At 36.5% G+C, this 25,926-nt stretch carries 20 protein-coding genes and 5 tRNA genes; 9 read left to right on the top strand and 16 right to left on the bottom strand.

All coding sequences use genetic code 11. The features are described from left to right. The first annotated feature begins 4 nt into the window (after positions 1–4). Together NW213_RS03520 and NW213_RS03515 are read left to right on the top strand one after the other, a co-directional pair. Positions 5–823: a DUF3822 family protein gene (locus NW213_RS03520; RefSeq protein ID WP_258321857.1), complete on the top strand. Its 819-nt coding sequence runs from the start codon at positions 5–7 to the stop codon at positions 821–823. Beyond that, on the top strand, positions 814–1,413 hold the full coding sequence (locus tag NW213_RS03515) for an RsmD family RNA methyltransferase (protein ID WP_204390555.1): 600 nt from the start codon (positions 814–816) through the stop codon (positions 1,411–1,413). Before NW213_RS03520 ends, NW213_RS03515 begins: the two co-directional genes overlap by 10 nt. Here the strand turns inward: NW213_RS03515 and cls are convergent. The 3 genes from cls to NW213_RS03500 form a co-directional block, all read right to left on the bottom strand. Then, positions 1,385–2,821, bottom strand: a complete 1,437-nt coding sequence (gene cls, locus NW213_RS03510; RefSeq protein ID WP_258321856.1) for a cardiolipin synthase — start codon at positions 2,819–2,821, stop codon at positions 1,385–1,387. The two genes, NW213_RS03515 and cls, sit on opposite strands and share 29 nt — an antisense overlap. Positions 2,822–2,950: 129 nt before the next feature. Next, positions 2,951–5,827: a TonB-dependent receptor gene (locus NW213_RS03505; protein ID WP_235340580.1), complete on the bottom strand. Its 2,877-nt coding sequence runs from the start codon at positions 5,825–5,827 to the stop codon at positions 2,951–2,953. A gap of 94 nt (positions 5,828–5,921) precedes the next feature. Further along, positions 5,922–6,335: a hypothetical protein gene (locus NW213_RS03500; RefSeq protein ID WP_258321855.1), complete on the bottom strand. Its 414-nt coding sequence runs from the start codon at positions 6,333–6,335 to the stop codon at positions 5,922–5,924. Positions 6,336–6,444: 109 nt separating this feature from the next. Between NW213_RS03500 and aroB the strand changes: the two genes are divergently transcribed. The 4 genes from aroB (at position 6,445) to NW213_RS03480 (ending at position 9,398) form a co-directional block, all read left to right on the top strand. Continuing rightward, the gene (gene aroB, locus NW213_RS03495; protein WP_154043225.1) at positions 6,445–7,509 is read left to right on the top strand and encodes a 3-dehydroquinate synthase; all 1,065 of its coding nucleotides are present in this window, start codon (positions 6,445–6,447) and stop codon (positions 7,507–7,509) included. Positions 7,510–7,599: 90 nt separating this feature from the next. Further along, positions 7,600–7,674 (top strand) — tRNA-Pro (locus tag NW213_RS03490). A gap of 222 nt (positions 7,675–7,896) precedes the next feature. Further along, complete coding sequence (locus NW213_RS03485; RefSeq protein ID WP_258321854.1) at positions 7,897–8,505, top strand: master DNA invertase Mpi family serine-type recombinase; 609 nt, start codon at positions 7,897–7,899, stop codon at positions 8,503–8,505. 11 nt (positions 8,506–8,516) lie between these two features. Further along, positions 8,517–9,398, top strand: coding sequence for a TaqI-like C-terminal specificity domain-containing protein (locus NW213_RS03480; RefSeq protein WP_258321853.1), 882 nt, complete (start codon positions 8,517–8,519; stop codon positions 9,396–9,398). A gap of 45 nt (positions 9,399–9,443) precedes the next feature. On the opposite strand, the gene NW213_RS03475 is transcribed toward NW213_RS03480, so the two are convergent. The 3 genes from NW213_RS03475 to NW213_RS03465 all read right to left on the bottom strand — a co-directional run bounded on the left by NW213_RS03475 (position 9,444) and on the right by NW213_RS03465 (position 13,842). Continuing rightward, on the bottom strand, positions 9,444–13,202 hold the full coding sequence (locus tag NW213_RS03475; RefSeq protein ID WP_258321852.1) for an Eco57I restriction-modification methylase domain-containing protein: 3,759 nt from the start codon (positions 13,200–13,202) through the stop codon (positions 9,444–9,446). A gap of 128 nt (positions 13,203–13,330) precedes the next feature. Continuing rightward, positions 13,331–13,474, bottom strand: coding sequence for a hypothetical protein (locus tag NW213_RS03470; protein WP_258321851.1), 144 nt, complete (start codon positions 13,472–13,474; stop codon positions 13,331–13,333). 137 nt (positions 13,475–13,611) lie between these two features. Next, the gene (locus NW213_RS03465; RefSeq protein ID WP_258321850.1) at positions 13,612–13,842 is read right to left on the bottom strand and encodes a hypothetical protein; all 231 of its coding nucleotides are present in this window, start codon (positions 13,840–13,842) and stop codon (positions 13,612–13,614) included. A 406-nt stretch (positions 13,843–14,248) separates the two neighbouring features. Between NW213_RS03465 and nagA (NW213_RS03460) the strand changes: the two genes are divergently transcribed. The 3 genes from nagA (NW213_RS03460) (at position 14,249) to NW213_RS03450 (ending at position 16,889) form a co-directional block, all read left to right on the top strand. Then, entirely contained in the window at positions 14,249–15,415 is a 1,167-nt protein-coding gene (gene nagA, locus NW213_RS03460; protein ID WP_154043224.1) for an N-acetylglucosamine-6-phosphate deacetylase, read from the top strand. A gap of 27 nt (positions 15,416–15,442) precedes the next feature. Further along, the gene (nagA, locus tag NW213_RS03455; protein ID WP_258321849.1) at positions 15,443–16,606 is read left to right on the top strand and encodes an N-acetylglucosamine-6-phosphate deacetylase; all 1,164 of its coding nucleotides are present in this window, start codon (positions 15,443–15,445) and stop codon (positions 16,604–16,606) included. A 210-nt stretch (positions 16,607–16,816) separates the two neighbouring features. Continuing rightward, positions 16,817–16,889, top strand: a tRNA-Lys gene (locus NW213_RS03450). Between the two features lie 187 nt (positions 16,890–17,076). On the opposite strand, the gene NW213_RS03445 is transcribed toward NW213_RS03450, so the two are convergent. The 10 genes from NW213_RS03445 to NW213_RS03400 all read right to left on the bottom strand — a co-directional run bounded on the left by NW213_RS03445 (position 17,077) and on the right by NW213_RS03400 (position 25,716). Further along, positions 17,077–17,158, bottom strand: a tRNA-Leu gene (locus NW213_RS03445). Positions 17,159–17,222: 64 nt separating this feature from the next. Next, on the bottom strand, positions 17,223–18,254 hold the full coding sequence (locus NW213_RS03440; protein WP_258321848.1) for a S41 family peptidase: 1,032 nt from the start codon (positions 18,252–18,254) through the stop codon (positions 17,223–17,225). A gap of 16 nt (positions 18,255–18,270) precedes the next feature. Beyond that, entirely contained in the window at positions 18,271–19,125 is an 855-nt protein-coding gene (locus NW213_RS03435; protein WP_258321847.1) for a DUF3316 domain-containing protein, read from the bottom strand. Between the two features lie 4 nt (positions 19,126–19,129). Next, positions 19,130–21,763 carry a DNA gyrase/topoisomerase IV subunit A gene (locus NW213_RS03430; RefSeq protein ID WP_154043213.1) on the bottom strand — a complete coding sequence of 878 codons (2,634 nt, stop codon included), beginning with the start codon at positions 21,761–21,763 and terminating at the stop codon, positions 19,130–19,132. Positions 21,764–21,872: 109 nt separating this feature from the next. Then, entirely contained in the window at positions 21,873–23,426 is a 1,554-nt protein-coding gene (locus NW213_RS03425) for a peptide MFS transporter (protein WP_258321846.1), read from the bottom strand. A gap of 175 nt (positions 23,427–23,601) precedes the next feature. After that, positions 23,602–23,674 (bottom strand) — tRNA-Met (locus NW213_RS03420). A 19-nt stretch (positions 23,675–23,693) separates the two neighbouring features. Continuing rightward, a tRNA-Met gene (locus NW213_RS03415) sits at positions 23,694–23,766 on the bottom strand. A gap of 233 nt (positions 23,767–23,999) precedes the next feature. Then, positions 24,000–24,254 carry a DUF4834 family protein gene (locus NW213_RS03410; RefSeq protein ID WP_235339826.1) on the bottom strand — a complete coding sequence of 85 codons (255 nt, stop codon included), beginning with the start codon at positions 24,252–24,254 and terminating at the stop codon, positions 24,000–24,002. A 53-nt stretch (positions 24,255–24,307) separates the two neighbouring features. Next, complete coding sequence (pssA, locus tag NW213_RS03405) at positions 24,308–25,018, bottom strand: CDP-diacylglycerol--serine O-phosphatidyltransferase (protein WP_258321845.1); 711 nt, start codon at positions 25,016–25,018, stop codon at positions 24,308–24,310. Between the two features lie 11 nt (positions 25,019–25,029). Beyond that, positions 25,030–25,716: a phosphatidylserine decarboxylase family protein gene (locus NW213_RS03400; RefSeq protein ID WP_154043209.1), complete on the bottom strand. Its 687-nt coding sequence runs from the start codon at positions 25,714–25,716 to the stop codon at positions 25,030–25,032. Positions 25,717–25,926 lie beyond the last annotated feature (210 nt).

The raw sequence follows: 25,926 nt of genomic DNA, 5'->3' as shown, positions 1-25,926 counted from the left end.
ATACATGACAGAAACTTTAGATTTTAACAAATCAGAACAATATACATTATCCATCCGTCTCAGTACGGATGGATTTTCTTTTTCTATCTATAACCCTATAAACGGGAATGACTTCTATTATCGCGCATTTCCTGTAAACACACAGCGTTCGATGGCCGCAAACGTAAAAGCTTTCCTTGCAGCCACAGAAGAGCTGAAATACATATTCAAACAAACCAACATTCTGATACACTCACCACGCTATACGATAGTACCTTTGGAATTTTTTGAGGATGACTCCATGGAAAATATTTTCTATCATAACGTAAGGGAAAAGAAGAATGAAATCATATTGTGCAATATATTAAGTAACAGCAGCTCTGTTGTTATATTTTCACTGGACAAACTTACGCACGTGTTCTTGTCCGAACATTTTCCTGATGCAAGATTCTTTTCTTCAATAAGTCCACAGATTGAATATCTGACTATAAAAAGCCAACTTGGTAACAGCAAGAAACTATACACCAATATTCACCACAACAGTATTGATGTAGTAGCACTGGATAAAGGCAGACTTATGCTTGTAAATACGTATTCAAGCACATCAACAAATGACATCAATTACTTTATACTCAACATATGGCAACAGGCCGGATTTGATCAGGAAAGAGACGAGTTGTATTTAACAGGACTATCCGATATAAAAAAAATCATTATCCCGGAGCTTAAAAAGTATATAAGCCACATTTACAGTATTAACCCACAAGCGGAATTCAATAATTCATCAATAAGTGAAATAGAGAATATCCCGTTCGACGTTCAATCACTAATATTATGCGAGTAATAAGCGGTATATATAAAAGAAGAAGATTTGATGTTCCTCATACATTCAAGGCACGCCCTACAACAGATTTTGCAAAAGAAAATCTATTCAATGTACTGAACAACTATATTGATTTTGAAGATGGCGTTTCAGCGCTTGATTTGTTTGCCGGAACAGGAAGCATAAGCATAGAACTCCTGTCGAGAGGATGCGACAGAGTTATTTCTGTAGAAAAGGACGCCCAACATCTGTCATTCATCAGCAAGATAATGAAAGAAGTGAAGACAGACAAATGTTTCATGTTAAAGGCAGACGTTTTCAAGTATATAGAAAGATGTCAGGAGAAGTTTGATTTTATTTTTGCCGACCCACCTTATGCACTTGAAAGGCTGTCGGAAATACCTGATTTGATTTTCAAATACGGATTACTGAAAGAAGGAGGGCTGTTTGTTCTTGAACATGGAAAAGACTTGAGCTTTGAATCACATCCATACTTCATAGAACACAGATACTATGGAAGTGTCAACTTCTCATTTTTCGGATATCCGTCTGATGCGGAAGCAAACGACGAAAATAATGACATTACAGAAGAGGAGACAACAGTCTCATGACAGATTCGGAAATCTTATTCTTTCCTGAACGGGAATTCCATATCTTTTGTGTCAGCAACATACTTGATTTTATATCATTATAAAATATACTTTTCAGAGCCAATGCCGTTTCTTTGTCATAGAAGAAGGCATTGGCTTCAAAATTATGTTCAAAACTCCTGAAATCCATATTTGTTGAGCCCACAGTAGATATCTCATCGTCACTGACCATGAGTTTGGAATGTAAAAATCCTGCCTTATACAGATAAACCTTCACCCCGGCCTCGAGCATATCGTCAATATATGACATAGTTCCTTTATGTATAAGCCACGAATCGCCTCTCTTAGGAATCATGACTCTTACATCTACACCAGCCAAAGCTGCTGTCTGTAAAGCTGTAAGCACAGGCTCGGTAGGAAGTAAATATGGAGTCTGTATATATATATAGCTTCTGGCATTATTTATTGCCATAACATAACCTTGCATAATATCCCTCCATTCACCTACCGGATCAGAAGTTACTATCTGAACCAATGAATTGGACTTCCTTTCATTTTCAGGTTGTTCCGACATTTTAGGAAAATATTCAGGAGCGGTAATCAGAGATCTTTCCACAGTAAACCAGTCTGTCAGGAAACTTGTCTGCAATCCATATACGGCTTTTCCTTTAATCCTTACATGAGTATCTCTCCATCTTCCCCAATCAAATCCATACAAATATCTATAGGCAATATTCATACCTCCGACATAACCCACTTTACCATCAATAACAACAATCTTCCTATGATTTCTATAATTGACCTTTGAGGTAAAAATAGGATATCTCACTTTCAGAAAACCTTGCACCTCTATGCCTTCGCACAACATCTGTTCATAAAATCCGTTGTCAACCTTCCAACATCCTACATCGTCATAAAGCAATCTAACCTTTACCCCTTGTCTCGACTTGTCTATCAGAGCATCTCTCAGCATACGGCCAACGGGATCATTTTCTATTATGTAGAACTCAATATGAATATGATGCTTTGCATTATAAACAGACCTCAATAATGAAAGAAACATGGAAAAACCGTCTGTGTATATCTCAACCTCATTTCCATCAAAAGGCAAAGCTTTGTTGACATTTTTAAAGAATGATATTATCCTGTATTTTCCTGTACTGATATTTAATGTTTCCTGTGCCTGATATTCAGCCATAGGCCTTTTTATAAGCCTGGAATATCCTTTTTTACTTATCAGCCTTTCCTTTCTATTACTTCTCCCCAAAAAGAAATATAGTACAAGTCCTACCAATGGAAGGAAAAACAGAACCAGTATCCAAGCCATTGTCTTAACCGGGTTTCTATTATCAAGTACAACAAATACCACAGTTGAGAAAACAACCAGGATATAAGTAAAATAAAACAGCGAAAAGAAAACATCATTCATAATAATTCCATTTCAGGTTAAAAACAAAAATACATGTTTTTAATGAAAAACATATTACTTTTCAGCCTTTATATAATAAAAAAACGCATGAAATCATTTCTGACTTCATGCGATTTTCTAACGTTATCATTATCTCCTGTGACCAAATCCAGGTCCATGTCCCGGAGGTCCGAATCCCGGGCCGCCCATAGGACGTCCACCCTGTTTTCCACCAAATAAATTAAGACGATATATAAAATGAACCATACAATAACTGTAGATGGCATTATACTCTGTATCAGAACGCATGGCAGCCGAAATTACACGACTTATATTGCTCTGATTGCGTAATATATCGTAGAACTGTACACTTACTGTTGCTGCATTTCCCTTGAGGAAATTCTGTGAAATCTGTGCATTCCATAAAAGTTCGTCACGATTCATGGAAGCATCCGTGTAACCACGTCTGGAATTCTGTGACAAATCAGTAGAGATGGACATATTCCACGGAAGATTGATATTTGTACTTGCACCGTAAGAGAACTGATAAGTGTCCATATTGCTGGACTCCTGATAACTGTTTCTTGAATGAGTATAATTGATAGATCCATTCAATGAAACTTCCCACCAGTCTGATCTGTATGTACCTCTCAAGCGCTCGCCAAGACTTAACTGCTTGGTTATATTCTTATCTGAATTTGTGGTAACCTCCTTACTGCTGATATAACTAACCATATTACTATATCTGGTATTAGTAAACGTGTTAATTGTATATTTCTTGTTCTTCAAGGCAATGTTACCACCTACCATACCGAATATATTCCAGTTTCCGTTAATATTTTCAGGTCTGGTAGTATATCCTCCGGTATTTTCATCATAAGTTCGGCGGTTACTGATACTGTTAAGTGTATTGTTGTATGTAAAGAATGTCATACAACCTCTCTGAGTATCAACATTGAACGTATTATAATGAACACGCAATGTATTTGTAAAGGAAGGCTTCAGATTAGGATTTCCCTGTTTTACATTAAGCGGATCCGTATTGTCCTCAATAGGTAACAGATCTGTCATGCTTGGCTGTGAACTACGTCCTCTATAGTCAACCCTGAGCTGACTTGTTTTCGAAAACTTATATCTGAAGTCCAATGTAGGAGTGAAGTTAAACACCTTACGCACACTTACAGTATCCAAATCACCTTTCTTATAATCAAGTTTTGTGTTCTGTGGCTGTAATGAGACACCCAAGTTAAACTGAGACTTTTGGGTTATCCATTTATAAGACACATCAACCTGATGATTATAATAGTCATATGCTGCACTTTTACTTAAATCATCATTATAAATACCATTTATATCTCCTGCTATGCCTTGAGGTACTGTCCATCCTTCGGGCATATCATAAGTGGAATTATCCGAGGTATTTCTCTTATACTGGAAATTATAACTGAACTGCAAGAACATATTCTTGAGTATAGGTTCGCTATATGAAACACGGGCACTGTAGCTGTAACTTTTTGTAGGTGTAGATATATAACGGTTCAATATTTCCAATTGCTCTTCCGGTGTCTTCTGGAAATAATTGGTTTCAGATGTAGAGAATTGCTCTGATGTACTGTTTGTTACATTATAGTATCCTCTCAATGTTATATTTCTTCCAGCTTTACCAAGACGCCTGTTATACATCAATGAGGCTCCATGAGTAAGCGAATTTGAACGCGACAGACTGTTACGTATAATGGTGTTGATGATGTTCTCTTCAGGAACAAGTTCTGTCAAATCATCAGCATTGATAAGTTCGTCTGTAGAGAACACCGGATCCTGATTAAAGGTATATGTCTTGGAGTCAGTTCCGTTGTCAGTATCTCCCAACTGAAATCTTGGACGGAAAAGCACCATAGTCATAGTGTCAGGATTCCATTCAATCCTAAAATCAGCCGTAAGATTAAGATTCTTATTATCTTGGATATTCATCGCATTTGTAAAAGAGCTTGAAGAACTGGACACAAATGTTTCAGAAGCACTTTTACTTCTTATATCCGAATTTTTCAGATTAAAGTTTACACTTCCGTTATTATGCCACTTCTCTGTTTCTGTAGCGAAGTTGAAACCTGCCATATGAATAGTGTTCAAACCATTCTGACGTCTCCAACCGCCACCTCCCCCTCCGCCGGGAAAACCGTTGTCATTTACATTGTTTGACGAACCGATGACAGTAAACTGATTTCCACCATAAAAACGGTTTAAAAGGACTTTTGCACTATACCTATCCTGAGTACCACCAGCAACATCGGCATTACCAAACCAACCTTTGTTCATACCCGGCTTTACAGTAAGGTCAAGTACTGTTTCTTCTTCTCCATCCTGAATACCTGTAGCCTTTGCCATATCCGACTGCTTATCGTACGCACGGAGTTTATCAATAATGTTTACCGGCAAATTCTTCAGGGCAATATTAGGATCGTCGGCAAAGAACTCCTTACCGTCAATCATAATTTTGCTTATTTCTTTTCCGTTAATGGTTATTTTTCCGTCATCATCTATCTCTGCTCCAGGAAGTTTCTTAACCAGTTCCTCCAGTGCTGATCCCTCCGGCACTCTGTATGCAGAAGAATTATACACCAAAGTATCCGCCACTGCAGTTACTTCGGGAGCCTGTGCAACTATCACAGCTTCCTCAAGCATAATAGCATCAGAAGAAAGTTCTATATTTCCAACCGAAGCCTTCGGCTTTTGTCTGGTTATTTCGAAATCTTTAAAAACCGGCTTATATCCCACAAAGGACACTTTCAGCAAATACTTTCCTAACTTTGCATTTAGCGAAAATTTACCGTCCAAATCTGTAATATTACCGATTATCATAGTACTGTCCTTTGGTGACAACACTTGCACCGTAGCCTGCATTACCGGCATCTTATCATCAGCATCTACTACTGTTCCGGAAACAGTACCCCGAGGAGTCCTTCCTTGTGAGAAGATTAACGAAGGGGTGAAAGCCCCCAACAAAAAACACAAAACCCAACTTTTCATAGTCCCAAAACTATCATTCCATATTTTAACAAATTATATTCAATACGCTTTTGATAGAGAAACTAAGAAAAGGTTTAATCCAGTAAACGTCATTTTAATTTTTCCTACCAAATTTTTTCTCTATTTTACGTTTTTGCACCAAAAACTCAAAGCATATAACATTCATTACCATATAATATATACCTACAGAATTATCGGCACTTTGATAATTCAAATCTGCAGCAGCCATTCCTAACGCTATCAGATAGTATATTCCCCACAGAAACAAAGCAAATTTTGCAGCTTTTGCACGCAAAGACGATGTCATCTCATCCTCATCGACAGTCTTCGCAAAAAATATGAAAAACAATGAAATCCATATGACTGCTTTTGCTGCAAGTTTAGAATATATAAAACCTGCATCTGATGTTATCATTCCAAACATATACATAAGCATTGGAACAAATACAGACAATATAAGAAGTGTGTATCCCGACACACGAAAACAAGTTGGAAAAAGTCCTTTCATAACTCTTATCATTTAGTTTTTAATTAGTGGTACAAAAATAATTATTTGTAAACGTTATAAAGTGATTTTCTAACTTTTTTTCTATTTTTGCCGTCAAATATGTAAAATCATGAGCAAACAAAAAATTATTATTTGCAAAGAACTGGAAGAAGATCTGAAAACAGTAATATCTTCTCATAAATTCGATAAACTGTTCATATTAACAGATAACCATACTTCACGTCACTGCCTGCCTTTGACCAAGAACATAGATTTCATACATAATGCCTCGGAAATCACCATAGGAGTTGAAGACACAAACAAGAATCTGGACACCTTAGCTTATGTATGGTCTGAATTAAGCCAAAGAGGAGCCACAAGACATTCCCTATTAATAAACCTCGGAGGAGGAATGGTTACAGACCTGGGTGGTTTTGCTGCCGCAACATTCAAAAGAGGCATACAATTCATAAATATACCTACCACGCTTCTATCAATGGTAGATGCAGCAGTCGGTGGAAAAACCGGAATAAATTTCAACGGTCTGAAGAACGAAATCGGAGCTTTCGCGCCTGCATCTGAAGTAATCATTGACAGTGAGTTTCTGAAAACACTTGACTATGAGAACATAATGTCAGGATATGCAGAAATGTTGAAGCATGGTCTTATAAGCAATTATGACAATTGGAAAGAACTCATACAATTCGATTTTTCAAAAGATATAGATTATAAATCATTACAGACACTAATAGGAAAATCAGTAGGAATAAAAGAGAACGTGGTTGAACAAGACCCGTTTGAAAAAGGAATTCGTAAGTCATTGAACCTAGGACACACGGTGGGACATGCTTTTGAAAGTTATTCTTTGCGTGGAAAAAATCATTCACTGCACGGATATGCAGTAGCATGGGGGTTGGTATGCGAATTATATTTATCGCACATCAGAGCAGGTTTTCCTAGTGACAGGCTTCGACAAACGGTTACATTTGTAAAAGAACACTACGGAAAACTGGGATTCACATGTAAAGACTACGAAACTTTATATGAACTCATGACTCACGACAAGAAGAACGAATCTGCCAATTCCGTAAACTTCACACTTTTGAGCGATGTTGGCGAAATAAAAATAAACCAGATAGTTTCAAAACAAGAAATTTTCGAAAGCCTTGACTTCTATTCCGAAACAATGGGATAATTAATTAACATGGTATAGACCATGGCATGGGCAAAACCAAGAATATAATTTGGTGTTTATAAAAAAAACACTAATTTTGCATCCGCAATTCGGGGTGTAGCTCAGCCCGGTTAGAGTACGCGTCTGGGGGGCGCGTGGTCGCTGGTTCGAATCCAGTCACCCCGACTGGTGAAAATGAAGGAGTTAAGTGATAAACTTAACTCCTTTTTCTTTTATGCATGACACATTTATGACACAAATCAAGATATTTCCCATCGCTATATCACTTCAATTAAGAAACAAGAATAAAATAACTGGGAATTATTTATTTTCCTTTATTTAGGTTTACCATAGTTTTATTCAACATATAACATACTTTCGTAGCATATTGAATAAAACAACTTTAATATGATTTACGGATACATTAGAGTAAGCAGTGACAAACAGACTGTAGAAAACCAACGTTTTGAAATTAATAATTTCTGCGAACGTGAAAATTTAAAGATTGACGGTTGGATAGAAGAAACCATCAGCGGTACAAAATCCTATAGTAAAAGAGAGTTAGGTAAACTACTCAAGCAAATACAAAAGGACGATCTTATAATTTGTGCAGAACTTTCACGCTTAGGAAGGAATCTTTTTATGATAATGGAAATTCTTAACCTTTGCATGAGTAAAGAATGCAGAGTTTGGACAATCAAAGACAATTATCGCTTAGGAGAGGATATTCAAAGCAAAGTATTAGCATTTGCCTTTGGCTTATCAGCAGAAATTGAACGTAATCTCATTAGCCAACGAACCAAAGAAGCATTATCACGAAAAAAAGCAGAAGGTGTAATTTTAGGTCGCCCCAAGGGGAAAAAAAGTTCTCCTGAAAAATACAAGTTACACAAGAAAAGGAATTTGATTCAGGAGCTTTTAAATGCAAATATATCTAAACGTAAAATAGCTGTAATATGTAAAGTTGATAGAAATACGTTGGCACGTTATATCAAAACTTTTTTGGCAGACACATAACGAGCGATTTTGTGCAGCAGAACGGGTCGGAATGTGATTTTAGTAGTGCTGATTCTTGGGTAATACTGTCGCCGATTGAGCAAAGCATTAAACGTAAAATGGAAACTGTGGGAACGCCATTGAAAGACTGGAATATAAATATTTATCGTGGTGTTTTGACTGGTTATAATGAAGCTTTTATTATTACTACTGAAAAACGTGATGAAATACTTGCTAACTGCCAATCGGAAGATGAACGTACCCGCACAGCTGAACTTATACGACCGATTTTACGTGGCAGGGATATTAAACGATATGGTTATGATTGGGCGAAGTTATATCTTATTGCGACTTTTCCTTCCCGTCATTATGACATAGAGCAATATCCTGCTGTGAAGCAACATCTTATTTCATTCGGCAAGGAACGGTTAGAACAGACAGGCAAGACCTATTCTGTTAATGGTGAAAAGGTTAAGGCTCGTAAAAAAACCAATAATAAGTGGTTTGAAACGCAAGACAGCATCAGCTATTGGGAGGATTTTTATAAGCCAAAAATCGTGTGGGGTAATCTTAACCTTACAGCAAGTTATGCAATGATTCAAGACAATAGCTTTATCAATGCGCCTTCACCTATGATTGTGCCGGCAAGCAAATTTTTGTTAGCTGTATTAAACTCAAAATTAGCAGATTATTACATTCGTCATCTTGGAGTTACGCGAAATGGTGGGTATTTTGAATACAAACCTATGTTTGTAGAAAAACTTCCTGTTCCCCAAAGTGTAGATGCTAAAGTTGTAACTGACATAGAATCTTATGTAGATTCAAAAAACGAAACGGCAATAGATACGGCTGTGTATATGTTCTATGGACTTACTGAAGAAGAAATACTGTATATTAATCAGAAAGGCAGATAATTGTTTCTGCCTTTCTGATTAATAATTTCCAAAGAACTCCAATTCTTATAGATAAATATCTTTGGCAAATTGTAACAAATATTGCTGTTCAACCTCTGAGAAACCGAATATTTTACAAATAATAGATTCTATCTTATTCATAATAACTTGGTCAATATTATTATGAATCACATTAACATATTCACATAGTGTTTGCTTCTCTTCTGGATATTTTGGAATAGGGAGAATATTGATATTTTGTGCACCAACTTGCATATCGCCGACTCCAGTTTTATTCATATTGGTAACAAAACTGTACCATAAAATAGCGTTTGAATTAAGCATCGCTTCCAAATACTCCAATCCTCCGTCGCTACAAGTTAATATGTAACATGCATTATTTAATATCATGTTCTTATTTTCTAAAGCGAAACCCAATCGATTTCCAATGATTTTCCACACGATTTTTGGCTTATAAAAATCCTCCATATAAGCGCAGTTGCGGAGATTATAAGGGGTATCACCTTTATCTGCTCTTGTAGAGATTTTATCCCAATATTGGTCTAAATGAGCCTTTATAGCTGGATATTCATTCACATCAACTCGTGGCAATTTCCCTTTGATGCCGTTATGGGTATTGATAATCCATAAATCCGCCCAATCATAACCATATCGTTTAATATCCCTGCCACGTAAAATCGGTCGTATTAATTCATCCGTTCTGATACGCTCCTCCTCGGTCTGACAATTAGCTAATATTTCATCACGTTTTTCAGTAGTAATAATAAACGCATCATTAAAGCCAGTCTTAATTCCATAGTTAATTTGAATATTCCAATCTTTAAGTGGAGTACCTATGGCTTCCATTTTACGTTTGATACCTTGTTCTATGGGAGATAGGATAATCCAACTATTTCCATTGGAAAATTCACAACATATCCCCTGTTGCTGCACAAAATCGCTCAAATTCTGTAAGCCATTTATTCCTTGTGTTATGCAAGCAAATGTTCTTTGGACATTTATAGCTTTTTGAAGCATCAATATGTTCACATCAACAGTAGCTGTATCAAATACCTTTACTCCTGCAAAATCTATTAACAAAACAGGATTTGTTTCCGTAACAAAATATTGGCGCAATTCTTTTCCATATCCGGCTTTCATCCACTTATTGGATGTAATGTAGCATAGGCAACCATTGGACTTAAGCAAATTCATCCCTTGCTCGTAGAATAAACAATAAATATCTCCAGTACGAACATAAGTTTTATACTTCATTCGTTCTAAGACATCAGCATCCGTACCCATAGATTGCAACTGAATATAAGGAGGGTTGCCAATAACACAATCAAATCCTATAAAATTTCCATCCGCATCCAATACTTCTGGAAACTCTATACGCCATTCAAAAGCCCCCAAATAAATCTTGTTGGAATTGATTTCCTCAAAATAACTTTCAAGTTCTGCTATTTCCTTTTTAACAGCATCCACTCGTTTCTGCCAATCCTTTTGTTCTTTTTTACTCATTTCAAACAGCTGAGGTGCAAGCAAATTCACCAGTTCTGCCCTACGCTTATTTAATCTGAGTTTTTTAGGTTCTTTTGCACCGATTTCAGTGGTAAGTTTAGATTTAATTTCAGCTATCATTGAATCCAACTCCCACTTTTCAGCTTTATCTTGAGCATTCTTATACTTGCTCACAGCATTTCTATACTGGCTAATAGAAATACCTGTTTCTTTTAATACGGACTTAATGCTATCCGTTAAATCAAAACGATGCAAAAGAGAGTTTCCGCATTTGATATTTATATCGATGTTGGGTAAGGTTTCCAATTGTTTATAATCACTTTCAGCTGTATAGTAAGCATTTTTAAGCAATTCAATCCACAAACGTAACCTACATATTTTCACAGAGTTTGGATTAATATCAACGCCAAACAAACAATTCTCAATAATTATCTTTTTCTCTTTGAACAATGTTTCTTGAATGCGGCGGCTTTCCTCATTCAATGGATTATACTCAAACAAATTGTTTTCTGCATCCGTTACAATCAGTTCATCGTTTTCGATAGACAGTGTGTAATCAGATTTTTTAATACGTTTACCTTCGGAATCCACTAAAATTCCAAGTTCATATTTCAAACGTATTAACTCGTTTAAAGCAGATACCAAAAAGTGTCCTGACCCCACAGCCGGATCACAAATTGTGATACTGTTTATAAGCTGATTAGCTTGTGATATATCATCTATTTTATTGTACAAATCTGCAACAGACGTACAATTCCAGTTATAAAAACTATTAAATTTAGTCAAGACAGAATTAGCAACGGCTTCACGGCACATATACATTGTGATAAATCCAGGAGTAAACACCGAACCATCTTTATGTCCGTTAATTTTTTCAAATATAAGTCCTAAAACAGATGCGTTAATTAAAGTCTTGGCTTCTTCTTGAACTTCCTCACTGCCTTCGCTTGCAAAATTATATGCATCCAAAAAAGCAAATAAATAATTCAAAGTCGGAAGGCTATTAAACTGTTGTTTTACCTTACGATTAATCAATACACTATTAATAAATAGTGGAAATTCAGACCGCTGAGATAAACTATTTATCTTTATTGTATTACTTTCTAATTCAGTAACCTCAAAGAGTGAGCTATTCAAATATGGGACATACTCAAAATCTTTCAATATGGACGCCGTCCTTTGATGAACACTTCGCGCTAAAACTTGAAAGAATAAAGTGTTTAAATCATCAAAATCACGGATTTTCTGAATAGAAAGAAATTTGTAACATTGCTCTCCATTGTGATATTTCAACATTTGAGCTTCCAACAATTTCAAGAACAAGATTCGATTAATCCAAGTGATGCATAACTCCATAGCCACATTGAACAAACGTTCTTCTTGTGTGCTTCCATAAATAGCAATATTTGGAACTTTTCGCAAGCAGTCTTCTGCATCAAGTTGGTTGATTGTATTCTCCAACAAAGAAGCTTCATTACGCCGTCCAACGGCTTTACGTACAATGACAATCTTATTGTTTTCCTTTTTCTCTTCAATACCTAGAATATGCAACAACTCTGCATAAAACTTCTTATTCAAGGAGTTACTGTCATTCTGAAAAGGTAGTTTCAGCAAATGCACATCACTGAATACCTTATACAATTCGATAAGTTTTTTGGGAGCTGTATCCTCATCTAAATATTTAGCGTAAAAGCGGATGTCAAAATAGGTATAGTCAAGACTATCTGCAACTTCTTCAATAAATAAAGAAGCTATCTCAGAATAAAAGAAGTCTGTTTTACGACTTGTTTTTCTGCCGTCCTCAAAATCCTGAAACTCTTTTTTCAGTTTCTTATTTTGATAGAATTTTTGCTCAAACTCTTGGGCATCAAATATAAAATATTCATATACATTGGTCGCTATCAGATATTTAATATCTGTATTTTTCTTGGTTATCCTTTCCCTTAAATAATACAGTAAAAGTTCCTGAAGGGCTTTCCTATTCAAGTTACCAACAGATATCATTTCATTTTTGTTAGTTGTACTTTTTACCTCAATTAATAAGCCAATATTCGACTTACTTGTTTTATCTAATCTTACAGCCAAATCTATATCTTCTTCTGGAGCCATATAGTATGGTTTATAAAAAGTATCACTTAGGAAATTCCTTAAGTGTTCCTTTTGGGTTTCTTCTCTTTGACCATCTGATATGGTAGATAATAAAGTATGGAGAGCTTCTTTAAAACGATTGAAATCTTCTGTTTCTATTGCTACCTGCCTATACGCTTTATTCAATATTTGATTAGGCTTTAATTGTCCCATAATGTCCTTTTTTAATAATTCACAAGCAAAAGTAATCTAATTTGTTGATATATACCTCATAACAAATAAAAAAAGGAAGTATAACCCTATATTGCAGATTATGCTTCCTTTCGCATATAAAAACTTCTTTATTCAAGTTCTTGCGCTTCCTGCTGCAGCAGTCTTACCTTCTCCAACTTTTCAGCCCTTATCCGTGTACGGTATTCAAAATCCTCCACCTCATTACGGATATTCCTGATGACAGCTTTATTCCTGTCATGATGGAATACCACAATTCATTGCCTGAGACACCACCATACATTTTGATAAAATGGTACTTCAAGTCATTGTCAGAGAGTTGCATATTCAGTTTAAACAGACAAGCATTACCGACCAAAAGAAGCAGAATAATCCCAAACATAACAACCTACTACAAGAATGGCCGTGAGGCTTTGAAGTCCAAAATATGCTTGTTAGTGTGATGAACTTCCAACTGCTGCATTCTCTGCAACTCGTTAGCGATGCGTTCCTGTTCCGAGAATATGTCCTTGTTAATGGCACACAGATTGGAATACAGGTTGTAAATTTCCTTGACACGAACCAGTGTCAGTTCACGGAACTTCTCCCACTCATTTCTTCCGGCTGAAAGCTTGGACTTCATTTCAGCAATCTCCGCTTGAAATCGTTGCAAATTGTTGGAAAGCAGAACAAGTCCATCATTGTTTTCTTATTCATAAGTCGTTTCAACCGAAGTTATCCGTTCCTTGATTTCGGAACAAAGGTTATATACCGCATCCAACGTGTGGACAAAATCGTTGTTCTCCATTTCTTTCATTTTAGTATCTGTTTTTTGAGTGATTACCAGAAAGTAAAATAGAACAATTATTTACTTTAAAGAAGTTTGAAATACTTGAATTTATAATATTATACAATTAAAAATTTTAAACATTCATATAATATATCATATATATAATAAAAAAAATCCAAGTTAATGAGTATAAAGTAATTTTTATTGATTAAATTTGCGTCATTAAAAAAAATATATCAGAAACTAATCACTATCTATCATGTTAACCCAAATAATTAACGCTCGTATTTTAACGCCACAAGGATGGCTTAAAGACGGTTCTGTAATAATTTGTGACAATAAAATCCTTGAAGTTACTAATTGCGATCTGGCTATTGTCGGCGCAAAAATAATTGACGCAAAAGGTATGTATATAGTACCTGGCGGTGTAGAAATCCACGTACACGGTGGTGGAGGTAGAGATTTTATGGAAGGATCGGAAGATGCATTTAGAGCTGCAATCAAAGCACACATGCAACATGGTACGACCAGTATCTTCCCTACTCTGTCATCATCAACAATCCCAATGATACGTGCTGCTGCTGCAACTACAGAAAAATTAATGCAAGAACATAACAGCCCTGTCCTCGGATTACACTTGGAAGGTCATTATTTTAACATGAAGATGGCAGGAGGACAAATGCCTGAAAACATAAAAAATCCAGACCCTGAAGAATATATCCCTCTGCTGGAAGAAACAAATTGTATAAAAAGATGGGATGCTGCTCCTGAACTGCCTGGAGCAATGCAATTCGCAAAATATATTACATCAAAAGGTATCCTAGCATCTGTGGGACATACTCAAGCTGAATATGAAGACATATTGACTGGTTATGAGGCCGGATATACACATGCAACACACTTCTATAATGCAATGCCTGGATTCCATAAACGCAGAGAGTACAAGTATGAAGGTACCGTAGAAAGTATATATTTGATTGATGATATGACTGTTGAAGTTGTAGCCGACGGTATCCATGTTCCACCGACAATTCTCCGCCTTGTACACAAGATAAAAGGTGTTGAAAGAACTGCATTAATCACAGATGCTCTTGCCTGCGCAGCAAGCGACAGTCAGGAAGCTTTCGACCCAAGAGTTATAATCGAAGACGGTGTATGCAAATTAGCAGACCGATCTGCGTTGGCTGGAAGTATTGCAACAATGGACAGACTGATACAGACTATGGTACAGAAAGCCGAAATACCTTTAGAAGATACAATAAGAATGGTATCTGAAACACCGGCCAGAATTATGGGAGTATTGGACCGCAAAGGTACACTGGAAAGAGGCAAAGACGCCGATATCCTGGCTTTGGACAGAGATCTTAACGTACGTGCCGTTTGGTCTATGGGAGAAATAGTAGAAGGTACAAATAAATTATTCTAAGAATCATACAAACTAATAATATCGATTATGCTTACTCAATTAATAAACGGACGTATCCTTACTCCACAAGGATGGATTATGGATGGCTCTGTACTCATTAGTAATGGTAAAATACTGGAAGTTACCAATAGCGATTTGGCTGTAATAGGTGCTAAAGTTATTGATGTAAAAGGAATGAATATTGTTCCAGGATTTGTAGGTATGCATATACACGGAGGAGGAGGCCACGATTATAACGAATGTACAGCTGAAGGATTTAACGCTGCCACTCACGCACATTTAATTCATGGAGCAACAACAGTGTTCCCTACATTGACTTCCACTTCATTCGATAATATAACAAAAGCAGCCGCTTTATGTGAGGAAATGATGAAAACCAACAAAGTAATACAAGGTTTACACATTGAAGGTCCTTACTTGAATCCTAAAATGGCAGGTGCCCAGTGGGGAGAATACTTATCAGAACCTAACAAAGACGAATATACACAAGTAATAAACTCAACTTTATGTATAAAAAGATGGGATATAAGTCCAGAAGTTCCAGGTGGTTTTGATTTCGGCAGATTCACTTCCTCAAATGGTATATTAACAGCAATCACACATACAGAAGCGGAATATGACGATATTAAAAAGGCATTCTCTGCTGGTTTCACTCATGCTGCACATTTTTATAATGCAATGCCGGGATTCCATAAACGTAGAGAATACAAATATGAAGGAACCGTTGAAAGTGTGTATCTGACAGACGGCATGTCTGTAGAAGTTATAGCTGATGGAAGACATCTTCCTGCTACAATATTAAAGCTAGTATATAAGCTAAAAGGTGTAGAACAAACCTGTCTGGTAACAGACGCACTAAAATACGCTGCATTTGACGGAGAAATTAATGACCCGCAATATGTTATCGAAAACGACGTATGTAAGCTGGCAGATCATTCATCATTGGCCGGAAGCCTTGCAACCATGGATAAACTGGTATGGACTATGGTTAAAAAGGCAGGAATTCCATTAGAAGATGCAGTAAGAATGGCTTCTGAGACACCATCAAAGATTATAGGTATAGACGACAGAAAAGGAACTCTTCAAAAAGGCAAAGATGCCGACATCGTTATTTTGGACAAGGATACTAATGTCAGATGTGTATTCTCTTATGGAGAAATCGTTGAAGGTACAAACACATTAATACATTAATAGCCTTACATTCAACTATTTAATCAAATCTTTATTAGTATAGATAAACACACATTTGTAATATCTGGGATACACACTTCAAAGGTGATTATCCCAGATTTCTTTTTTTATTAATATTTTCCAATAAAAAAGTCTCAAATATTTTGCAGATTTAAAAAAAAGTCATACCTTTGCACTCGCAATCGGAAAACAACGATAGCAAATAGGATTGATTCGCTAGCTCAGCAGGTAGAGCACAACACTTTTAATGTTGGGGTCTTGGGTTCGAGCCCCAAGCGGATCACTCAATCAACCAGAGAGTTACAAAAAATGTAACTCTCTTTTTTTATATCAGCGTAAAAACCTGAGGAGCCCAGATTTTTACGTTGATTCCTAAAAATCAGGTGAGCCAACGTTACCCCATCAAATACACCAATAAAAAATAGAGGAACTAACTTAATCATAAAACTAAAGTTAATTCCTCTATTTCGTGCGCCTGATAGGACTCGAACCTACACGTCTCACGACACCAGATCCTAAGTCTGGCGCGGCTACCAATTACGCCACAGGCGCGTGAGAAGCTTTATTTCTCATTTGCGTTGCAAAGGTACGCATTTTTTTTACACTTACAAATTTTTCAACTATTTTTTTTCAAGAAATTGCATGCAGCTTCTATTATAGTGTCTTTTCCACGCAAAATATCTTCTTCAGTCATATCAACATGTATGTCCGGCTCAATACCAAATTCTATCTGATTCATTTCAGCATCATACATTGGGGCCGCAGAAAATCTTATAGACCATCCGTTAGGAATTTCCGATGAAAATGGTAACCCCGAACCACCACCGGTTTTATCTCCTATTATTGTTACAAGAGGCATATTCTTCATGCAATTAACAAAATCGTTTGTCGAACTATATGAACGCCTGTTGGTTAAAACAACAGCTTTTCTTTGCCATCTGACTCCATTGGAAGGTTCAATATACACCGGTTGGGGCGATGAAAACTCATTATGCCCGGGCCCAGTTTTATGAGACATATATCCGACATGAATTTTCTCATTGGTAAATCTTGAAGCTAACTTCTGGGCAGTCGTAAGATTTCCTCCCCCATTATTTCTGACATCAATTATCAATCCGTCGCACAATTCCATCTCCTTCAACATGTAATCAAGATTACCATCTCCTATTCCGTTAGAAAAACTTAGGCAATACACATAGCCTATATTGTTCTCCAAAATCTGATATGTAAGTCCGGAAGTATTTACATAATCTTTTCCCAGGTAATTACTCTGAATACTGTCGCTGAAATTACGTGGATAAGAATCAAACCATTCTCTGTATTGAGAAGTTCCATAAGCACTACTAAGATTAACATGACCATCGCGCAACTCGTTTACCATTTCTGACAGCACTTCAAAAAGATTATAGCTGGACATATCGGATGTTATCCGTTTGGAATATCTCGAATAAACCTCATCCCAGTCCAATCCATACACATCATTCTTATAGTCAAGAAAACAGTACTGTTCATCAATAATTCTCCACAAAGATTCAAAGTTTGCCTGTGGGGTGTTGCCAGAAACATCTTCTCTGATACACGAAGAATACAGCACTGATAAAAAGACACAAAGCAATATTATAAACAAAGAATTATTCCTGCTATTCATACAAAAAATCATTTAATCAAAATGGAGTAACCTTGGATGAAAGACTGATTTTGTTCTTTCCCCGTATAATAGAGAAATTTCTTACAAATCCAATCATAAAATTGTGCGAATAGAAATGGCTTTTTAGGTTATTTACTTTGGCCTGCTGTATATCGCACAAATATCCTGCACGCATTATTGTCTTGCCTATAGGAAAATCTAATGTCAACATTTGTCTAAACGTGGGAGCGTTATGAAATGAAGTAAACAAGACATTGCTGCCACCATGTTTCAGCGAAAATATTTCATAATAGGACTGACCATATTCAGGTGAAAACATAATACCCATAAAAGGTAAATTAGCCTGATATCTTAAAGTCATAGGATATCTGAAAATCCTGAATTTATATATCACCATAGCAGAAGCATCAATACTTCCATATGCTTTGGCTTGTGCCGGATTATTTGAGTTACGTGTGTTGTATATAAAACCGCAATTCAAATCTAACATCGGTCCAAACAAAATCTTCAGATTTTCATCAACCTTATACTGATAATGAAGAGCATAAGTCCAATTAAACATTCCTGAATATGATTTTGAGGATTTTGAGATATTCTCTGCAGATGAACAGTTGACCTGTATCACACGTTGGGCAGACACCTTACCTCCCATAAGCCTGGTCATGCGCATATTCTCGTGCATAAACCTCAGTTCAGGTCCACGATATTCCAAAGGGGAAAGATATGTATCATATACATTGGATATTCCCGCACCTATCATTACGGAACGTACTATGTATTTCTGATGAGATAAAGTATCCTGCGCCAATACTTCGGCGCAAGACACAAATAATATAATCAGAGTTGATATATAACCATATATTCTATTCATAATTTTAGAACAGTTTCATCTGACCATCATCTTCATTTGACAGATCCACATCATCTGTATTCACATCATCTGCTTCCGTTTGTGATTCAGGTTCTTCCTTTATGACAGGTTCGAGTTCTTCTATTTTGTCTATAGTAAACGTAGTAAGACGTTTTCCTTTGGCCTTAAAACTCTTCACACCGACAAAATCATCTGCATAGACTATCATTGGCTCTCTGAAACTGTCATGTCCACCAAACAGTACATTAATACGCGGATAAGTTTCGGATGTAAGCAACAATAATACATTCTGCTTGTTTTCACCAAGGAAGTTCTGTCGTTTGGCACTTTGTTCTAAACAGAATCTTTTAAGATATGGATAATTCTGCTGGTCTGCATCATAAAGAACTGCAGTCCAAACCTTTTCTGGATCATATTTTTCAAGAATCATTATATCCGAATCATAATGGTTGTTCAAATCAAAATCAGTCGTATAGAACTCACCATTCTTCATGATTACCAATATACTGTCTTCGCTTTGGAATTCTCCCAGATACTCACCGCGTCCATCATAATTAAGACGAAGTACATCATGATCAAACCACACTTTTCGTCCTCCCAATGTAGAACCTCCCTTATGCTTCAGACTTATCTTATGCACTTCAAGACGTGTAAGAAGGTTACCCATAGACTGTCTTCCCTTAATGGAAATCTCACTGAAATCGCGTTCCAAAATCAATTTCTTTATTCTAGGATTAGGTCTTAGAGTTACTTTCACCACTTCAGCCTCACCATTTGGATTTGCTGTAAAATACATTATCTTAGATCCTGGATTTCCTTGTGTTACATCATACTCACGGTCACGTATCATCGAAGTGACATTAAAACGTTTGATAAAATACGCACCGTCTTTACCGTCGCGATATATCACATTATAAATAGTACGCTTGTCGTTCTTCTTGAAAATATTTACATACAATATATTCTTACCGACAAAAAGTTTATCACTTATTCTTACTATCTTATATTTTCCGTCTTTATAGAATATAATGACATCATCTATATCAGAACAGTTGCAGACATATTCATCTTTCTTCAGTCCCGTTCCGATAAAGCCTTCCTCTCTGTTTATATACAGCTTCTCGTTTGCTTCTGCCACCTTGGTAGCCACTATGACATCAAAATTTCTTATTTCTGTCTTTCGCTCGAAATTCTTGCCATACTTGGCTTTCAAACCTTCATACCAGTTTATAGTATATTCGGTGATATGTGCAAGATGATTATCTATTTCCTCTATTTCACTTTTCAGACGTGCTATCAATTCATCCGCCTTATCTTTATTAAACTTCAGGATACGTGCCATCTTTATCTCCATCAGTTTCAATATATCTTCCTTGGTTACTTCACGCACCATTTGCGGATAGAAAGGCGTAAGACGCTCATCAATATGTTGGCATGCTGCATCCATATTCTCTGCCTGCTCAAATTTCGCATCTTTATAGATACGTTCTTCTATAAAGATTTTCTCCAGCGAAGCAAAATGCAGAGCTTCTAGTTTTTCTTCACGTTCGATATTCAATTCCTGTCTTAACAGATCCAAAGTATTGTCCGCAGACTTCTTTAACACATCACTTACAGATAAGAAATGAGGTTTCTTGTTGTCTATCACGCAACAGTTAGGCGATATATTAACCTCACAGTCTGTAAATGCATAAAGCGCATCCAAAGTCTTGTCTGAAGAAACTCCAGGAGCAAGATGCACAAGTATTTCCACTTTATCAGCTGTGTTGTCCTCTACCTTCTTTACTTTGATTTTGCCTTTTTCTACAGCCTTTAAGATAGAATCGATAAGTGACGAAGTAGTTTTTCCATACGGGATCTCACTGATACATAAAGTCTTGTTATCCAATTTGGAAATTTTTGCTCTTACGCGTACCACTCCACCTCGCTCACCATCGTTATATCTTGATACATCAATAGATCCGCCTGTCTGGAAATCAGGATAAAGCTGGAACGACTCACCTTTTAGATAAGCGATGGCAGCATCACATAGTTCATTGAAATTGTGAGGAAGTATTTTTGATGACAATCCGACAGCAATACCTTCAACACCCTGCGCCAATAGCAAAGGGAATTTAACAGGCAATGTAACAGGCTCTCTGTTACGTCCGTCATAAGACGACTGCCATTCAGTGGTCTTCGGATTGAAAACCACGTCAAGAGCGAATTTAGATAAACGTGCCTCGATATAACGCGGAGCGGCAGCACTGTCACCGGTAAGGATATTTCCCCAGTTACCCTGACAGTCGATAAGCAATTCTTTTTGGCCCAACTGTACCAGAGCATCACCTATTGAAGCATCTCCATGAGGATGAAACTGCATGGTATGACCTACAATGTTCGCAACTTTATTATACCTTCCGTCGTCAAGACGTTTCATAGAGTGCAATATTCTCCTCTGCACTGGTTTCAAGCCATCATTAATATGAGGGACAGCTCTTTCAAGTATTACATAAGATGCATAATCAAGAAACCAATTCTGATACATTCCACTCAACTGATGTCTTACCGCATCATCGGACGTATCTGCCGGTTTGTAATCAGAATGGCCTTCACTCCCCTGTAAATCGTTTTCCTTATCAAATGTATCTTCGCTCATTTTTAGTATATTAATCAAGAATAAAACAGTCTTTGCAAATTTAATAAAAAAGAGGATATACCATGAAAAGATATATCCTCTTATTTAACTTATTTTATTCTACAGTATATTACTTGGCAACTTTTTCAAGCCAATTTACCATAAACAACATTACCCCCATCGAGATAAGACATACTATCATGAATATAGCCCAGCAATAACCGATAGGAATAGCATTATACATAAGCGGACCTATCCACAAGAGAAGATTTCCCACAGCAGTAGCTCCGAGCCACAATCCCTGGCAAAGTCCTAAAAGATGTTTTGGCGCAACTTTCGAAACAAATGACAATCCAAGAGGAGATATAAACAACTCTGCAACCGTAAGAAGGAAGTAAAGTACTATCAATACCCAAGCACCCGCTTTCACCTGTTGGTCTATAGGAAGCTCTCTATATTCAGCAGCCGAAGGATAACCCATCACAAGTGAATATGCAGAAAGGAACAGATAAGCCAGACCTGCTATAAACATACCTATAGCAATCTTACGCGGAGTAGATATCTCTTTTCCTCTTCTGGAAAGTGATCCGAAAATCATCATTATAATAGGAGTCAGAGTTATCACAAAGAACGGATTAACAGCCTGCCATATTTCAGGTGCTATTGTTGTTGTATCAACAAAGTCTCTCGCAAACAGAGACAAAGAAGTTCCGTTCTGATGGAATGAGAACCAAAAGAATATTACAACACCAAGCACAGCAAACAATGCATAAAGACGCTGCTTGATTTCTTTTGCCATAGCAGCCTTTTCTTCAGCTGTATATGTAACAGATGCTGCCGATTCTTTCTTTCCCGGATTTGGGAACTGACGTTTTGTCGCAAAGAAAATTACAAGCGAAATAAGCATGGCAGCAACAGAAGCGAGGAATGAATAATGGATACCCTCGTTGAAAATCTGCAAATACTGCGAGCATGATGCAGCCAAATCAGATGTTTCACCTACGCACTGAGACATCAGCTGATTTAAATTTCCCATAGCTTCAGCAGACATGCTATCTGCCTTATTGATATAATCATGGCAAAGCGCAGGAAGACTAGCATTGTAAACCATATTATGCGCACTCAACCACCAGCTTCTCAACAAAGGAGCAACAAACGGAGCAACAAGTCCTCCAATATTTATAAACACATAAAAAATCTGGAAGCCGGAATCTCTCTTTCCTTTTACCATCGCCAATTCCTTTTCACCTTTAGCGGCTGCTTCAGCCTCCAAATCATCATACATCTGACCTACAATGGCCTGAAGATTTCCTTTAAACAGACCATTACCAAAGGCAATAAAGAACAATGCCAAACAAGTTAAAGAAAGCAACCATATAGTGTTGCTTGAATTTGCAGTAATCGGAATAGATAATGCAATATATCCTATAGCCATGACGACCAAACCTGCCATGATGGTACCTTTATAATTCTGTTTTCTGTCGGCTATCAAACCACCAACAAGACTTAAAAGATAGATACCTGCATAAAAGAAAGAATAGATAAGTGTGCTTTTTTCCTCACTTATACCAAATTTTGAACAAAGGAACAACACCAGCACAGCATTCATAATATAGTAGCCAAAACGCTCACCCATATTAGACAAAGCCGCAGGAATTAATCCTTTCGGATGCTTTTTAAACATAAATAATGAAGATTTAAATGATTAATGACTAAATTTTTATGCAAAAATATAGAAAAAACAAATAACAAACAACATTACTTATTCCATTATTTTTCAGCCAATACAGGTTTCGCTAAAACTGTTTGCTATAGGACACAAAAAAAAGAGAAGCCTTCTTGACTTCTCCTATCTCCAGTTGCGGAGGCCTGACTCGAACAGACGACCTTTGGGTTATGAGCCCAACGAGCTACCAACTGCTCCACTCCGCGATGTTCATATTTTTTTTAGTTGCGGAGGCCTGACTCGAACAGACGACCTTTGGGTTATGAGCCCAACGAGCTACCAACTGCTCCACTCCGCGATGTTATTTCTTATTTGCGAGTGCAAAGGTAGAGCTTTAAATCGTAAAAAGCAAATCTTTAAGCAGAAAAATCAGGCCAATTAGATTAAAGAAGTTAAATAGATTATAAAAAACAGTTCAAAACATATTCACTATGTAAAATAATTCGAAATGAAGTCTTGCTATTTCCATCAACCTCTTCAATGAGCCCAAACAGGCAAACATTTAGACCAAACAAAAAAAGAGATAAAGGCTTAATCCTTTATCTCCTCAAATTCTATATATTCACCCTCATTTTTATCAAACACTTTGTTCTTAGCCTTCGGATTATCTTTTCTCTTATATTCCGAATAGCCTTGAGCATTATTATTATTTTCAAAGGTTTCAGTCTGTCTCTTGGCACTTTTTCCAATACCAAATACTGTCCTAACCACTTTATACAGGATTGTAAATCCTATAATCAATACGAAAAGAATTATAAAAAATATCAGTCCTAATATTTGAAACATAGTTATTGCGTTTTTTATATTTTAAATACAATAACCGTGCCACGATTATTATATTATGATTTTTTGAATGTAAATGCAGACAATATTATATACCATATTATTACCGCGGCAAGACCATTTATGGCATAAACCAACAGCAGGGCTACACTGACTGCCAGAAATATATATTTTATTTTATTATCTTTCCACATAAGATTCTTGAACTTCAATGAAAACATTGGCAGCTCAGACACCAACAACAAAGACATAATGACAACCAGCAGCAGCAAATAAAATGCATTAAAATACTGCGACATATACTGATTTCCATCTATACAAATAGCCAAAGAACTCCAGAAAAGAGCATTTGCCGGCGTAGGCATACCTATAAAAGAAGTTGTCTGACGCTCATCCAGATTAAATTTTGCAAGCCTCAATGCAGAAAATACAGATATAATAAATGCTGTATAAGGCAGATACTCAGATACACCTGACATAAAATCAGGAATATGAATTTCTTTAAACAAGGAAAAAACAATAGCAGAAGGTGCCAAGCCAAAAGTAATATTATCAGCCAAGGAGTCCAATTCTTTTCCAATAGGCGATGAAACTTTCAAAAGCCTTGCACTCATACCATCAAAGAAATCGAAAACCGCACCTAACACTATGAACAGCATTGCCAGACGAAAATCTGACTGAAATGCCATATACGATGCTATACATCCACAAAATAGATTACAGCTTGTTATACCATTTGGAATATTCCTGATTATAATATTAGGCATAATATCTCTGATTATTTAAGTTTTGCTATAACAGTTTCGTTTCCTGTAGTTTTCTGATTCATTTCAACACAAACTTCTGTTCCAAGAGGCAAGTAAACATCAACTCTTGAACCGAATTTTATGAATCCCATATGTTCATCTATATAACAATCCTCACCCGGAGTAGCATAGGTCACAATTCTTCTGGCCACTGCACCAGCGATCTGACGAGTCATTATAGTTTCACCTTCCGGTGTTTCTATAATTATAGTAGAACGTTCATTTTCCGTACTGGCTTTCGGAAGCCACGCTTTCATAAACCTTCCATTATGATGCTTTACCATTTTCACAACACCATCAACAGGATACCAATTGGCATGAACATTGGTTATATCCATAAAAATGGAAATCATCAGCCTGCGGTCATGAAAATACTCATGTTCTTCCACCTCTTCTATTACTACCACCCTTCCGTCAGCAGGAGCCACAACTGTCTTTTCCGTTTCTCCTTTAAACAGTCTTATAGGACAGCGAAAGAAATTCACCATCAAAAGATACAAGACTATACTTACTACAGCTAATATATAGAAGAATACATTAGTACCCAAAAGATAATAAGAAGCAAGATTTATAGCCAAAAGGACTATAGCACTTGTGATAAGTATATTGGTTCCCTCATGGTGTATGCGGATTTTCTTCAATTTTTTTATTCTATTCATGATGGTAAAAGTAATGATATAGATATTTTAACATGCAAAAGTAAGCGTATTTTAATTACTCTGCAAATAAAATATAAGAAAAAACTCTTTGTAATGATTTTGCAACAGCATTGCAAACGTTTTAAATACAAAATTTCTTCTTTTACAATTACTATGAAGAACAAAAAAAATTCCCGGATAGCACAAATACTAATCCGGGAATATCTATAT

Source organism: Bacteroides sp. ET336, from assembly GCF_024733815.1.
Classification (GTDB): Bacteria; Bacteroidota; Bacteroidia; order Bacteroidales; family Bacteroidaceae; genus Phocaeicola; species Phocaeicola cellulolyticus.
This window is presented reverse-complemented; position numbering and strand designations above follow the sequence as displayed.